Genomic DNA, 14,588 nt, shown 5'->3' on the forward strand with positions numbered 1-14,588 from the left:
TCATGCTTGATTATCAAGAAAAAATAGACGCCAATCAATTGAATAGTCTTGCGCTGGCTTATATGGGTGATGCTGTATATGAGATGTATGTCAGACGTCACCTCCTGCAAAGCGGGAGAGTAAGGCCAAACCTTCTCCACCGCGAGGGAACAACCTATGTTTCTGCTAAAGCTCAATGCCAGGTACTATTTAAGATGATGGATGAAAATCTCTTGTCAGAAGAGGAGTTAGCGGTGGTCAAACGCGGGCGTAATGCTAAATCAGGTACAGTACCGAAAAATACAGATGTTCAAACGTATCATTACAGCACCGCATTTGAAGCACTAATGGGTTTCTTATATTTGACAGGTGATATAGAACGATTAGAAGAACTGATCTTAAAGTCCTTTGAATTTGTTGAAGAAAAGAAAGGAGGAACAAGCAAATGAACGAGAACAAGGATTATATCATTGGGAAAAATCCGGTAATGGAGGCTCTTAGGTCAGAAAGAGACATTAACAAAATATTAATTGCAGAATCTTCGCAGCGTGGTCAAATGCAGCAGTTAATCCAATTAGCAAAGGAAGCAAATGTAATTGTCCAATATGTCCCTAAGAAAAAAATTGATCAGCTATCGGATGAAAATCATCAAGGAGTTCTAGCTTATGTCGCTGCCTATCAATATGCAGAACTGGATGATTTATTTACAGCTGCAGAAAAGAGTAACGAGCCTCCTTTCTTTTTGTTATTGGATGAAATTGAGGACCCGCACAATTTGGGATCGATCATGCGGACAGCTGATGCAGTGGGAGCCCATGGAATTATTATTCCAAAAAGAAGAGCGGTTGGTTTAACGGCAACAGTGGCAAAAGCCTCAACGGGTGCAATCGAACATATTCCGGTTGTCCGTGTAACCAACATGGCAAGAACGATTGATGAATTAAAAGAGCGCGGTATTTGGATTGCAGGTACTGACGCCAGTGGAAAACAAGATTATCGTCAAATGGATGGTACAATGCCACTAGGTCTTGTGATTGGAAGTGAAGGAAAAGGTATGGGGAGGCTGATACGAGATAAATGTGACTTTCTCATAAACCTGCCGATGGCTGGAAAGGTAACTTCATTAAATGCGTCCGTTGCTGCAGCCATATTAATGTATGAGGTATACCGCAGGCGGCATCCTCTAGAGGGATAGAAATGGATATATTGCTTGTTGATGGATATAACATTATTGGGGCATGGCCGGAGCTAAGGGCATTAAAAGACCATGATTTGCCCGCTGCAAGAGACCGCTTAATAGAGAGAATGGCAGAATACCAGGCTTTTTCAGGTTATCGTGTTATCATTGTATTTGATGCCTACTATGTTCAGGGTATCGAGAAAAAATATAAAAACCATAAGGTAGAGGTTATTTTTACAAAAGAAAACGAAACAGCTGACGAACGGATTGAAAAAATGGCCATTGCTTTAAATAATCGGAGGACTCAAATTCATGTAGCTACCTCCGATTTTACGGAGCAATGGGCTATTTTTGGACAAGGAGCATTAAGGAAATCAGCGCGGGAGTTACTTATAGAGATGTCCTTGGTGGAAAAAGGAATAGAGAAAAAAGTAAAAAACATACAAGAGGAACGACCATTCTCAAAAATACCGATTAGTAATGAGATTGCAGAAATTTTCGAAAAATGGCGCAGGGGTGAAAAGTAAGCGTTGCACCCATAAGTTTCGGGCGGTATAATAATACTATCTATGCTTGTTCGGTGGAGGGGATCTTAATTGGGTACAGACTTCGGGGAAAAAGGCAACGAGCTATTTTTTTCAATGGAAGACGAGGAAATGGTGGATCTAGTGCACCAAGGAAATAGTGAGGCATTAGATTATTTAATTCACAAGTATCGTAACTTTGTACGTGCAAAGGCAAGGTCCTACTTCTTAATTGGAGCGGATAAAGAGGATATTGTCCAGGAGGGAATGATTGGCCTTTATAAGGCTATACGTGATTTCCGTGAGGACAAGCTGACTTCATTTAAAGCGTTTGCAGAATTATGTATCACCCGGCAAATTATTACTGCTATTAAAACAGCAACAAGACAAAAGCATATACCGCTAAATTCCTATGTATCCTTGGACAAGCCTATTTATGATGAAGAATCCGATCGTACATTAATGGACGTCTTATCGGGTGCAAAGGTGTTGGATCCAGAGGAATTGATTATTAATCAAGAAGAGTTTGATCATATCGAAGTGAAAATGGCCGAATTATTAAGTGATTTGGAACGGAAGGTTCTGGCATTATACCTTGACGGGCAATCCTATCAAGAAATATCAGAAGAACTGAACCGCCATGTAAAGTCAATTGATAATGCCCTGCAGCGTGTGAAAAGGAAATTAGAACGGTATTTAGAAATTAGAGAGTTTAGTTTGTAAAATTGAAAACTTTGTCAAACTTTTGAATCCGCTCACACGGGTTGTTGACAATAATTAGGGGTCGTGTTATCTTTTTATGGATATAAAGATGGATGTTGAAGGTGACACATTATGAGTAAAAAGGTTGTTCTAGCATGTGCTGACTGTGGTTCACGTAATTATTCCACGAATGCTAACCCGTCACAATCTGAACGGTTAGAATTAAAAAAGTATTGCAAAACATGCGCCTCCCATACAATCCACAGAGAAACAAAGTAATTTCAGTCATACATGCAATGTTATTCCGATAGTTGGAGGGTTACAGATATGCAACGCTTAAAGAATTTCTTCAGTGATATATTCCGTGAAATGAGAAAAGTTAGTTGGCCAAAACGGAAAGAACTAACACGCTATACGATTACAGTTATCACAACAGTTGCTTTTTTTGCTATTTTCTTTGGTGTTATAGATTTAGGGATTTCAGAATTGATTCGAGTTATTCTTGAATAACAAAAGGTATTTCATGGTATAATGGTGAATAATAAAGGAAATTTTCTTTCAAAGCCCGTTTAACGGGTTTTTTCATTTGGTTTAAATAACGAAAAGCGTAAGCGCCTTGTCCAAGGAAAAAAGCAGTTCATTTTTTCCCAGGGGCGACAGGCATAAGACGAGCCGGCTAGAAGGTTGTTCTTTAACCTTCTGGACGGATTGGCTTATGACCCGAGCCCCTAGGCGCTGAAGCTAGACAAAAACGTGTTTATAAAAGTACGGGGAGGGATGGACGCTTAGTCCTCTTGAATGGAAAAGAACTGGTATGTTTTACATACTTACTCAGGTTATGAGAATAAAGTAAAAGCAAATTTAGAAAAACGTGTAGAATCGATGGGTATGACAGATAAAATCTTTAGAGTGGTCGTTCCTGAAGAAGAAGAAACAGAAATTAAAAACGGTAAAACGAAAGTCGTTAAACGAAAAGTATTCCCGGGTTATGTTCTGGTGGAAATCGTGATGACAGACGATTCTTGGTATGTAGTTCGGAATACTCCTGGTGTAACGGGTTTTGTTGGCTCTGCCGGAGCGGGTTCGAAACCAACACCTCTTCTACCTGAAGAAGTACAGGTTATTTTAAAAAGAATGGGTGTTGAAGAAAAGCGCATCGATGTTAATTATGAAATTGGTGAAACTGTTCGGGTGAAGGAAGGACCATTTACGAACTTTACAGGAACAGTTGAAGAGATGGATAAAGACAAGGCGAAACTTAAAGTTCTTGTTAATATGTTCGGCCGGGATACCCCGGTAGAACTAGAATTTACACAAATTGAAAAGTTATAATTGAAAAAAACTTGAAATCACTTTTAAAAAGTGGTAATATTTCATAGGTCAGTATGTCTCTTAATGAGACTAGACTTTTGATAAAATCTTTATCTTTATCTTTATATAAAGAAAGATACCTGAGTGGGAGGGTAAAACCCTATTACCACATCACGGACTTTAAGGAGGTGTGTCTCGTGGCTAAAAAAGTAATTAAAGTTGTTAAATTACAAATTCCTGCTGGGAAAGCAAACCCTGCACCACCAGTTGGTCCTGCACTAGGTCAAGCCGGTGTTAATATCATGGGATTCTGTAAGGAATTTAACGCTCGTACAGCTGATCAAGCTGGATTAATTATTCCTGTTGAAATCACGGTGTTTGAAGACCGTTCATTTACATTTATTACGAAAACTCCTCCTGCTGCCGTTCTTTTGAAAGTAGCAGCTGGAATTCAGTCTGGTTCTGGTGAACCAAACCGTAATAAGGTAGCAACAGTTAAGCGTAACACAGTACGCGAGATTGCGGAACAGAAAATGCCTGACCTAAACGCAGCAAGCGTTGAAGCAGCAATGCGCATGGTTGAAGGTACTGCACGCAGCATGGGTATCACAATCGAAGATTAATCCATGTAAACTGTTTTGTTGTAATGAAGGGGGTTGCGTTACTTACGCAACCTTTATTCGTGGGAGGTTATTCCGTTAAAACCACAATCTAGGAGGAAATAAAAATGGCTAAAAAAGGTAAGAAGTATTTAGAAGCTGCTAAGCTTGTTGATAACACTAAAGCTTACCCAGTTGCTGAAGCAATTGAACTTGCAAAGAAGACAAACTTTGCTAAATTTGATGCAACATTAGAAGTTGCTTTCCGTTTAGGCGTAGACCCTAAGAAAGCGGACCAACAAATTCGTGGTGCAGTTGTACTTCCAAATGGAACTGGTAAAACTCAACGCGTTTTAGTATTCGCAAAGGGTGAAAAAGTGAAAGAAGCAGAAGCTGCTGGTGCAGATTATGTTGGGGATGCAGAATACATCAACAAAATCCAACAAGGTTGGTTTGAGTTTGATGTAATCGTAGCTACACCTGATATGATGGGTGAAGTTGGTAAGCTTGGTCGTACATTAGGACCAAAAGGTTTAATGCCAAACCCTAAAACTGGTACAGTTACATTTGATGTAACAAGAGCGATTAGCGAAATCAAAGCAGGTAAAGTTGAATACCGTGTTGACAAAGCTGGAAATATCCACGTTCCAATCGGTAAATCATCTTTCGAAAACGAAAAACTTGTTGAGAACTTCAATACTGTATTCGAAACAATGTTAAAAGTTAAACCTGCAGCTGCAAAGGGAACATATATGAAGAACGTAACTGTTACTTCAACAATGGGACCTGGAGTGAAGGTTGATCCTTCATCTGCTAACGCTAAGTAATTTTTTACCAATTGACAAATATAGATACATTTTATATAATCTATTTTGTTGTTTAAAATATAAACATTTGTACTGAAGACAGCAGGTGCTCATTAGAGCTTAATTTCCTGCCGAGGTAATACGATAAATCGGCTGAAATCTTCGGCTATCCGTATGCGCCTCCATGTCTGAGAACTGATATGGAGGCTTTACTTTGCCTGGTATAAATGTAGAGAACCTACAGGAGGTGTAAAGATGAGCAGCGCAATCAATCAAAAGATTCAAATCGTTGATGAAATCACAGCTAAGTTACAAGCTAGTGTTTCAACAATTGTTGTTGACTACCGCGGACTAACTGTTGCTGAATTAACTGAACTTCGTAAGCAGCTTCGTGATGCAGGTGTTGACTTCAAGGTATATAAAAACTCTATGACTCGCCGTGCAGCAGATGCTGCTGAGCTTTCAGGATTAAACGCAGCATTAACTGGTCCGAACGCAATTGCGTTCAGCGCAGAAGATGTTGTAGCACCTGCAAAAATTCTTAACGACTTTGCTAAGAAGCATGAAGCACTTGAAATTAAAGCTGGTGTAATCGAAGGCAACGTAGCAACAGTTGAAGATGTTAAAGCACTTGCAGAACTACCTTCACGCGAAGGCTTGCTTTCTATGCTACTCAGCGTACTACAAGCTCCAATCCGCAACCTTGCTCTTGCTACAAAAGCAGTTGCAGAACAAAAAGAAGAACAAGGCGCGTAAGTTGATTGAAAGGCGAAAGCCGGACAAACTTAACGCTTAACAAATAACGGAACGAAAACTAAGGAGGAAAATTAAAATGACTAAAGAACAAATCATTGAAGCGGTTAAATCTATGACTGTTTTAGAACTTAACGATCTAGTAAAAGCTATCGAAGAAGAATTCGGCGTAACTGCTGCTGCTCCTGTAGCAATGGCTGGCGGCGCTGGTGCTGCTGCTGTTGAAGAGCAAACTGAATTTGATGTAATCCTTGCTAGCGCTGGAGATCAAAAAATCAAGGTTATCAAAGCTGTTCGTGAAATCACAGGTCTTGGTCTTAAAGAAGCAAAAGATCTTGTTGACAACACTCCAAAGCCTGTTAAAGAAGGCGTGTCTAAAGAAGAAGCTGAAGAAATTAAAGCTAAACTTGCTGAAGTTGGAGCTAACGTTGAAGTTAAGTAATAACCTTATAGAAAAGCTCGCTGTATAAGCGAGCTTTTTTTAGATAGATTTTTTCCCTCTGGTTACCTCATTCATTTACACTCCTCAGGAGGTGAGCTATATGTCTGAACATTACTATTCTCGTACCCAAAAGGTTGAAAGTGAACCGAAATATTGGGACTTTACCTTAAAGAATAAGTTATTTCGTTTTAAAACAGATAACGGCGTATTTTCAAAAAAGGAAGTAGACTTTGGTTCCCGCTTATTAATAGAAGCGTTTGAAGTACCTGCCGTGGAAGGGCCAGTTTTAGATGTAGGCTGCGGATACGGACCAATCGGTCTTTCGATTGCAAAACATTATCCAGAACGTCGTGTACATATGATTGATGTAAACGAACGAGCGATTGAACTGGCAAAGGCTAATGCTGAACAAAATTCTGTACAGAATGTTGAAATTTACGAAAGTGATACCTTGAAAAGTGTAAGGGAATATAACTTTGCTGCTATTTTAACAAACCCGCCTATTAGAGCAGGTAAAAAGACGGTACACGCTATTTTTGAACAGAGTTATGAGCATTTAGTCACCGGTGGTGAGCTTTGGGTTGTAATTCAGAAAAAGCAAGGTGCGCCATCAGCGATTGAAAAATTAAAAGAACAATTTAACACAGTAGATACTATTGACAAGTCTAAGGGTTATTTTATTATTAAGGCTGAAAAATAGTTGACTTGAATTTGTCAAGTGTGTTAGCATTATAAAATGCCATCATAATAATTTCCGATTTATTCCTGAAAATACTTATTTTATTAGTATAAAATGTGTTTCAGACGGAAATGATGACAAAATAATAGTCAAAATGTGAAAATGTGGTTTTTGATACATAAAAACCCTTTTTCTTTTTTGTCCAATGAAGAAGCTATTTAGTTTCTGAAGAGGACCAAAATATATTTTTAAAAAACGCTTGATTTGAGGGGTGAATCAGTTGACAGGTCAACTAGTTCAGTATGGACGACACCGCCAACGAAGGAGTTACGCACGAATCAGTGAAGTTTTAGAATTACCAAATCTAATTGAAATCCAAACCTCTTCTTATCAATGGTTTCTTGATGAGGGTTTGCGTGAAATGTTCCAGGATATTTCACCGATTGAAGACTTTACTGGTAACCTATCACTAGATTTTATTGATTACAGCCTTGGCGAACCGAAGTATTCAGTTGCGGAATCGAAAGAGCGGGACGTTACATATTCTGCACCATTGCGTGTTAAAGTACGTCTTGTAAACAAAGAAACAGGCGAAGTAAAAGACCAGGATGTATTTATGGGTGATTTTCCACTCATGACAGAAACGGGAACGTTTGTCATTAACGGGGCAGAACGTGTTATCGTTTCTCAGTTAGTACGTTCACCGAGCGTATATTTTAGTGGAAAACTTGATAAAAACGGTAAAAAAGGGTTTACAGCTACAGTCATTCCGAACCGCGGCGCTTGGCTTGAATATGAAACAGACGCCAAAGATGTCGTCTATGTCAGAATAGATCGTACTCGGAAACTGCCCGTTACGGTTCTTTTGCGTGCACTTGGGTTCGGCTCTGATCAAGAAATCATTGAATTGATTGGAGACAATGAGTACATCCGAAATACTCTTGAAAAGGATAACACGGAGGGAGTAGAAAAAGCGCTTCTAGAAATCTACGAGCGTCTGCGCCCGGGTGAGCCTCCAACAGTAGAAAACGCAAAAAGTCTATTGGTTTCAAGATTTTTTGATCCAAAAAGATATGACCTTGCAAATGTAGGTCGTTATAAAATCAACAAAAAGCTTCATATTAAAAATCGTTTATTTAACCAACGTTTGGCTGAATCTCTTGTTGATCCTGAGACAGGTGAAATTATTGCAGAAAAAGGTACGCTTTTAGACCGTAGAAACCTTGATCGAATCATTCCTGCTCTTGAAAAGAATGTTAACTTCAAAGGCTTTAATCCTGTTGGCGGTGTAGTGGAAGATGAAATTACTCTTCAAGGTATTAAAATCTATGCGCCAAATGACGACGGTGAAAAAGTAATCAACGTACTAGGAAATGCCTATGTTGCAGAACCAATAAAGAATATTACACCGGCTGATATCATTGCTTCTATCAGTTACTTCTTTAACTTATTACATGGTGTTGGTGACACGGATGACATTGACCACTTAGGAAACAGACGTCTTCGTTCTGTTGGTGAATTACTTCAAAACCAGTTCCGAATTGGTTTGTCTCGTATGGAACGTGTTGTACGTGAGAGAATGTCGATTCAAGACACTGCTACGATTACACCGCAGCAGCTAATCAATATTCGTCCTGTCATTGCATCAATAAAAGAGTTCTTCGGAAGTTCTCAGTTATCGCAATTCATGGACCAAACGAATCCGCTTGCTGAATTAACTCATAAGCGTCGTTTATCTGCATTGGGACCTGGTGGATTAACACGTGAACGTGCTGGATTTGAAGTTCGTGACGTTCACTATTCCCACTATGGCCGCATGTGTCCGATTGAAACGCCAGAGGGACCGAACATTGGTTTAATTAACTCGTTATCATCATTTGCTAAGGTGAATCGTTTTGGATTTATTGAAACTCCATACCGCCGGATAGATCCGGATACTGGGAAGGTTACAAGCCGAATTGATTACTTAACCGCAGATGAAGAGGATAACTATGTTGTGGCTCAGGCGAACTCCCGTCTTGGTGATGATGGTACCTTCCTAGATGAAGATGTTGTGGCTCGTTTCCGTGGTGAAAACACAGTTGTAAAACGTGATCGTATCGACTATATGGATGTATCACCTAAACAGGTTGTTTCTGCTGCAACTGCGTGTATTCCGTTCCTTGAAAACGATGACTCTAACCGTGCACTGATGGGTGCGAACATGCAGCGTCAAGCAGTACCTTTATTACAACCCGAAGCACCGCGAGTGGGTACAGGAATGGAATATGTATCCGGTAAAGACTCAGGTGCTGCAGTAATCTGTAAGCATGAGGGTATCGTTGAGCATGTTGAGGCACGTGAGGTTTGGGTTCGTCGTATCAACACAGTCGATGGTCAAGAAGTAAAAGGTGACCTTGATAAATATAAAATGTTAAAATTCATCCGTTCTAATCAGGGAACCTGTTACAATCAACGCCCAATTGTTGCGGTGGGTAACCGCGTAACAAAAGGCGAGATTCTAGCTGATGGTCCTTCAATGGAACTAGGTGAATTAGCACTAGGCCGTAACGTATTAGTTGGCTTCGTTAACTGGGATGGTTACAACTATGAAGATGCGATCATCATGAGCGAACGCCTTGTAAAAGATGATGTTTATACTTCTATTCATATTGAAGAATATGAATCAGAATCTCGTGATACAAAGCTTGGACCAGAAGAAATTACCCGTGACATTCCAAATGTAGGAGAAGATGCCCTTCGTAATTTGGATGAGCGTGGAATTATTCGTACGGGTGCTGAGGTAAAAGATGGTGACTTGCTAGTTGGTAAAGTAACTCCTAAGGGTGTTACAGAACTTACTGCTGAAGAACGCCTATTGCATGCAATCTTTGGAGAAAAAGCACGTGAAGTTCGCGATACTTCCTTAAGAGTTCCGCATGGCGGAGGCGGTATTGTCCTTGATGTTAAAGTATTTAACCGCGAAGATGGCGATGAACTTCCACCGGGCGTAAACCAGCTTGTCCGTGTCTATATCGTTCAAAAACGTAAGATCCATGAAGGAGATAAAATGGCGGGCCGTCATGGTAACAAAGGGGTTATCTCACGGATATTGCCAGAAGAAGATATGCCGTATTTACCAGATGGTACCCCAGTCGATATTATGTTGAATCCGTTAGGTGTTCCTTCACGTATGAACATCGGACAGGTGCTTGAGCTCCATTTAGGTATGGCTGCCAGAGCACTCGGAATTCATGTAGCATCACCGGTATTTGATGGTGCAACGGAAGATGATGTTTGGAGCACGATTGAAGAAGCTGGAATGGCCAGCGATGCAAAAACTGTTTTATATGATGGACGTACCGGTGAACCATTTGATAACCGTGTGTCTGTTGGTGTTATGTATATGATTAAACTTGCTCACATGGTTGATGATAAGCTTCATGCCCGTTCAACTGGACCATACTCACTTGTAACGCAGCAGCCACTTGGCGGTAAAGCTCAGTTTGGCGGTCAGCGCTTCGGTGAGATGGAGGTTTGGGCACTGGAAGCATACGGTGCAGCCTATACACTACAAGAAATTCTGACAGTAAAATCAGATGACGTTGTAGGTCGTGTAAAAACGTATGAGGCAATTGTAAAAGGTGAGAATGTACCGGAGCCAGGTGTTCCTGAATCCTTCAAAGTATTAATAAAAGAACTTCAGAGTCTTGGTTTGGACGTAAAAATCCTATCAGGTGATGAAAAAGAAATTGAAATGCGTGATACGGAAGATGAAGATGACTTACAGCAAGTTGACACATTAAACATCGTACCAGATGCAGCAGCATTTGAATCAGAAAAGGTCGGTTCAAAGGAATAAGACTTAAGCTAAAAGCGCCTAGCTGTGCTTTTAGCTAAGGTTGTTTCCTAAAGATAGAAAGGGAGGTAGGCCCCTTGCTTGATGTAAATAATTTTGAGTATATGAAGATTGGTTTGGCTTCACCTGATAAAATTCGTTCTTGGTCTTTTGGAGAAGTAAAAAAACCAGAAACGATTAATTATCGTACATTAAAGCCTGAAAAGGATGGTTTATTCTGTGAGAGGATTTTTGGTCCGACGAAGGACTGGGAATGTCATTGCGGAAAGTATAAACGTGTCCGTTATAAAGGTGTTGTATGTGACCGATGTGGTGTTGAAGTAACACGTGCAAAGGTACGTCGTGAACGAATGGGGCATATTGAGCTGGCAGCTCCTGTCTCTCATATTTGGTATTTTAAAGGCATCCCTAGTCGTATGGGGCTTGTTTTAGATATGTCTCCTAGAGCTTTAGAGGAAATTATTTATTTTGCCTCTTATGTTGTTACGGAATCAGGAGATACAGCTCTTGATAAGAAACAACTTTTATCAGAAAAGGAATACCGAGCTTATCGCGAGAAGTACAGCAATAAGTTCCAAGCTGCGATGGGTGCGGAAGCGATTAAAAAGCTTCTATCTGATATCGATTTAAATAAAGAGGTTGATGCATTAAAAGAAGAACTAAAATCAGCTCAAGGGCAGCGTCGTACACGTGCTATTAAGCGTTTAGAAGTGTTGGAAGCATTCCGTAATTCTGGTAATGAGCCATCATGGATGGTTCTTGATGTTCTTCCTGTTATTCCTCCTGAGCTTCGTCCAATGGTACAGCTTGATGGCGGAAGATTTGCAACATCTGACTTAAATGATCTTTATCGCCGTGTAATCAATCGGAATAATCGTTTAAAGCGTCTTTTGGACCTTGGTGCACCGAGTATCATCGTTCAAAACGAAAAACGAATGCTTCAAGAAGCAGTTGATGCTTTAATTGATAACGGCCGTCGTGGTCGTCCGGTAACCGGTCCGGGTAACCGTCCGTTAAAATCACTTTCCCATATGTTAAAAGGGAAGCAAGGACGTTTCCGTCAAAACTTACTTGGAAAACGTGTTGACTATTCAGGTCGTTCTGTTATTGTTGTTGGTCCGAACTTAAAAATGTACCAATGCGGTCTGCCGAAAGAAATGGCTCTAGAGTTATTTAAGCCTTTCGTTATGAAGGAACTAGTTGAAAAAGGTTTAGCTCATAATATTAAATCTGCAAAACGTAAGATTGAAAGAGTTTCTCCTGAAGTTTGGGATGTATTAGAAGATGTTATTCGCGAGCACCCGGTTTTACTTAATCGTGCTCCAACACTTCATAGACTAGGAATTCAGGCATTTGAACCAACACTTGTTGAAGGAAGAGCAATTCGCCTTCACCCGCTCGTATGTACTGCATATAATGCGGATTTTGATGGTGACCAAATGGCTGTTCACGTTCCACTTTCATCTGAAGCGCAAGCAGAAGCTAGACTTCTAATGCTGGCAGCTCAAAACATCTTGAACCCTAAAGACGGTAAGCCAGTAGTTACACCTTCTCAGGATATGGTACTAGGTAACTATTATCTAACACTTGAAAGAGAAGCTGCTGTCGGAGAGGGTATGATTTTTAAAGATACGAATGAAGCATTAATTGCTTATCAAAATGGCTATGTACATCTGCACACCCGTGTTGCTGTCCATGCTGGTTCATTAGGAAATGAAACATTGACAGAAGAACAGAATAATAAGTTACTTATCACAACTGTGGGGAAACTTATTTTCAATGAAATTCTGCCAAAATCATTCCCATATATCAATGAGCCAACTAGACATAACTTAGAAGTTGAAACACCAGCAAAGTACTTTGTTGAAAAAGGTGAAGATGTTCCAGCTAGAATTAAGGAAATGCCTTTAGTTGATCCATTTAAAAAGAAAATCCTTGGTAACATCATTGCCGAAGTATTTAAGCGATTCAAAATTACTGAAACGTCTAAAATGCTAGACCGTATGAAGGACTTAGGATTTAAATATTCTACAAAAGCAGGGATTACCGTTGGTGTTGCCGATATCGTGGTATTACCTGAAAAGCAGGAAATTCTTCAAGAGGCTCAAAATAAAGTTGATAATGTTATGAAGCAGTTCCGTCGTGGATTAATTACGGAAGACGAACGTTATGATCGTGTTATTGCCATTTGGAGTGCTGCTAAGGATACCATTCAAGGAAAACTGATGAAATCCTTAAATAAAACAAATCCGATTTTCATGATGAGTGATTCCGGAGCCCGTGGTAACGCATCAAACTTCACCCAGTTAGCAGGTATGCGTGGACTGATGGCCAACCCGGCTGGACGTATTATCGAATTACCAATCAAGTCAAGTTTCCGAGAAGGTCTGACAGTATTAGAGTACTTTATCTCTACACACGGTGCGCGTAAAGGTCTTGCCGATACTGCCTTAAAAACTGCTGACTCAGGTTACTTAACACGTCGTCTAGTTGACGTTGCACAAGATGTAATTGTCCGTGAAGATGATTGTGGAACTGACCGTGGTTTGTTAATCCGTTCATTAAAGGATGGTACCGAGGTTATTGAGGGCTTGGATGAACGTTTAATTGGACGTTATGCACGTAATCCAATCAGACATCCTGAAACAAAAGAAGTTATTGTTCCTGAAAATGGACTAATAACAGAAGATCTTGCTGAAACAATTGTTGGTGTGGGAATTGAAGAAGTGAAAATTCGTTCTGCCTTTACGTGTAATACACGTCATGGTGTATGTAAGAAGTGTTATGGCCGTAACTTAGCTACAGGTCAAGAAGTTGAAGTTGGGGAAGCAGTTGGTATTATTGCAGCCCAATCAATTGGTGAACCTGGTACACAGTTAACAATGCGTACATTCCATACGGGCGGGGTTGCAGGTGACGATATCACGCAAGGTTTACCACGTATTCAAGAAATATTTGAAGCGCGTAATCCTAAAGGTCAAGCAGTCATTTCCGAAATTGATGGTGTGGTTGTCGGCATTAACGAAGGCCGTGACCGTCAGCATGAGATCATTGTTCAAGGTGAAATTGAATCACGTACTTATAATGCTCCGTATACAGCTCGTCTGAAGGTTGCTGTAAATGACCAAATAGGGCGTGGTCAGGAACTAACAGAAGGTTCTATCGATCCTAAAGAGTTAATTAAGGTAAAAGATGTAACAGCTGTTCAAGAGTACTTACTGCGTGAAGTTCAAAAAGTTTATCGTATGCAGGGCGTTGAGATCGGCGATAAACACGTAGAGGTAATGGTTCGTCAGATGATGCGTAAAGTTCGTGTAAGTGATGCTGGTGAAACAGATGTACTTCCAGGTACACTTCTTGACATTCACCAATTCACAGATGCAAATGAAAAAGCATTGTTAAGCGGGAAACTGCCTGCCACTGGACGTCCAGTATTGCTAGGTATTACAAAAGCATCCCTTGAAACAGACTCATTCTTGTCTGCCGCATCTTTCCAAGAAACTACTCGAGTTCTTACAGATGCAGCAATCAAGGGCAAGCGGGATGAATTACTCGGCTTAAAAGAAAATGTTATTATCGGTAAACTCGTTCCTGCTGGAACAGGTATGCAAAGATACCGTAAGGCAGAGCCAGTTTTAAGAGATACGACATCTGAAGAAACAATGTTGGTAGACTAAGCAAAATAAAATTAGCGGTACTTGCTTCAAAGCAAGTGCCGCATTTTATGAAAAATAATTCAAATATCTATTTGACATAAATTATAGAAAATGGTACT

The 14,588-nt window shown here is 40.2% G+C and carries 14 protein-coding genes and 1 other annotated feature; all 14 genes read left to right on the forward strand.

Annotation, left to right across the window (positions count from 1 at the left end; translation table 11 throughout):
- The first annotated feature begins 2 nt into the window (after positions 1-2).
- The 14 genes from AC2TFD_RS00740 (at position 3) to rpoC (ending at position 14,490) form a co-directional block, all read left to right on the forward strand.
- Positions 3-428 (forward strand): Mini-ribonuclease 3, encoded by a 426-nt coding sequence (locus AC2TFD_RS00740; protein WP_335513271.1) that lies wholly within the window; start codon positions 3-5, stop codon positions 426-428.
- Positions 425-1,174: a 23S rRNA (guanosine(2251)-2'-O)-methyltransferase RlmB gene (rlmB, locus tag AC2TFD_RS00745; RefSeq protein ID WP_335513273.1), complete on the forward strand. Its 750-nt coding sequence runs from the start codon at positions 425-427 to the stop codon at positions 1,172-1,174. Before AC2TFD_RS00740 ends, rlmB begins: the two co-directional genes overlap by 4 nt.
- Before the next feature lie 2 nt (positions 1,175-1,176).
- Entirely contained in the window at positions 1,177-1,686 is a 510-nt protein-coding gene (locus AC2TFD_RS00750; protein WP_335513275.1) for an NYN domain-containing protein, read from the forward strand.
- Positions 1,687-1,800: 114 nt separating this feature from the next.
- Positions 1,801-2,406, forward strand: a complete 606-nt coding sequence (gene sigH / locus AC2TFD_RS00755; RefSeq protein ID WP_335513383.1) for an RNA polymerase sporulation sigma factor SigH — start codon at positions 1,801-1,803, stop codon at positions 2,404-2,406.
- 111 nt (positions 2,407-2,517) lie between these two features.
- On the forward strand, positions 2,518-2,664 hold the full coding sequence (rpmG, locus tag AC2TFD_RS00760) for a 50S ribosomal protein L33 (RefSeq protein ID WP_335513277.1): 147 nt from the start codon (positions 2,518-2,520) through the stop codon (positions 2,662-2,664).
- 48 nt (positions 2,665-2,712) lie between these two features.
- A complete protein-coding gene (secE, locus tag AC2TFD_RS00765; protein WP_335513279.1) occupies positions 2,713-2,895 on the forward strand; it encodes a preprotein translocase subunit SecE in 183 nt (60 codons plus the stop codon).
- Positions 2,896-3,183: 288 nt separating this feature from the next.
- Complete coding sequence (nusG, locus tag AC2TFD_RS00770; protein WP_335513281.1) at positions 3,184-3,717, forward strand: transcription termination/antitermination protein NusG; 534 nt, start codon at positions 3,184-3,186, stop codon at positions 3,715-3,717.
- A 176-nt stretch (positions 3,718-3,893) separates the two neighbouring features.
- Entirely contained in the window at positions 3,894-4,319 is a 426-nt protein-coding gene (gene rplK, locus AC2TFD_RS00775) for a 50S ribosomal protein L11 (protein WP_139185721.1), read from the forward strand.
- Positions 4,320-4,423: 104 nt separating this feature from the next.
- On the forward strand, positions 4,424-5,122 hold the full coding sequence (gene rplA / locus AC2TFD_RS00780; RefSeq protein WP_335513283.1) for a 50S ribosomal protein L1: 699 nt from the start codon (positions 4,424-4,426) through the stop codon (positions 5,120-5,122).
- 54 nt (positions 5,123-5,176) lie between these two features.
- Positions 5,177-5,323, forward strand: a sequence feature (ribosomal protein L10 leader region).
- A gap of 33 nt (positions 5,324-5,356) precedes the next feature.
- Positions 5,357-5,857: a 50S ribosomal protein L10 gene (rplJ, locus tag AC2TFD_RS00785; protein WP_335513285.1), complete on the forward strand. Its 501-nt coding sequence runs from the start codon at positions 5,357-5,359 to the stop codon at positions 5,855-5,857.
- Positions 5,858-5,933: 76 nt separating this feature from the next.
- Positions 5,934-6,296, forward strand: coding sequence for a 50S ribosomal protein L7/L12 (gene rplL / locus AC2TFD_RS00790; protein WP_335513287.1), 363 nt, complete (start codon positions 5,934-5,936; stop codon positions 6,294-6,296).
- A 100-nt stretch (positions 6,297-6,396) separates the two neighbouring features.
- Positions 6,397-6,996: a class I SAM-dependent methyltransferase gene (locus AC2TFD_RS00795; protein ID WP_335513289.1), complete on the forward strand. Its 600-nt coding sequence runs from the start codon at positions 6,397-6,399 to the stop codon at positions 6,994-6,996.
- 259 nt (positions 6,997-7,255) lie between these two features.
- The gene (gene rpoB / locus AC2TFD_RS00800) at positions 7,256-10,816 is read left to right on the forward strand and encodes a DNA-directed RNA polymerase subunit beta (protein WP_335513291.1); all 3,561 of its coding nucleotides are present in this window, start codon (positions 7,256-7,258) and stop codon (positions 10,814-10,816) included.
- A gap of 74 nt (positions 10,817-10,890) precedes the next feature.
- Positions 10,891-14,490 (forward strand): DNA-directed RNA polymerase subunit beta', encoded by a 3,600-nt coding sequence (rpoC, locus tag AC2TFD_RS00805; RefSeq protein WP_335513294.1) that lies wholly within the window; start codon positions 10,891-10,893, stop codon positions 14,488-14,490.
- Positions 14,491-14,588: the final 98 nt, after the last annotated feature.

This window comes from Neobacillus sp. plas4 (assembly GCF_057221695.1).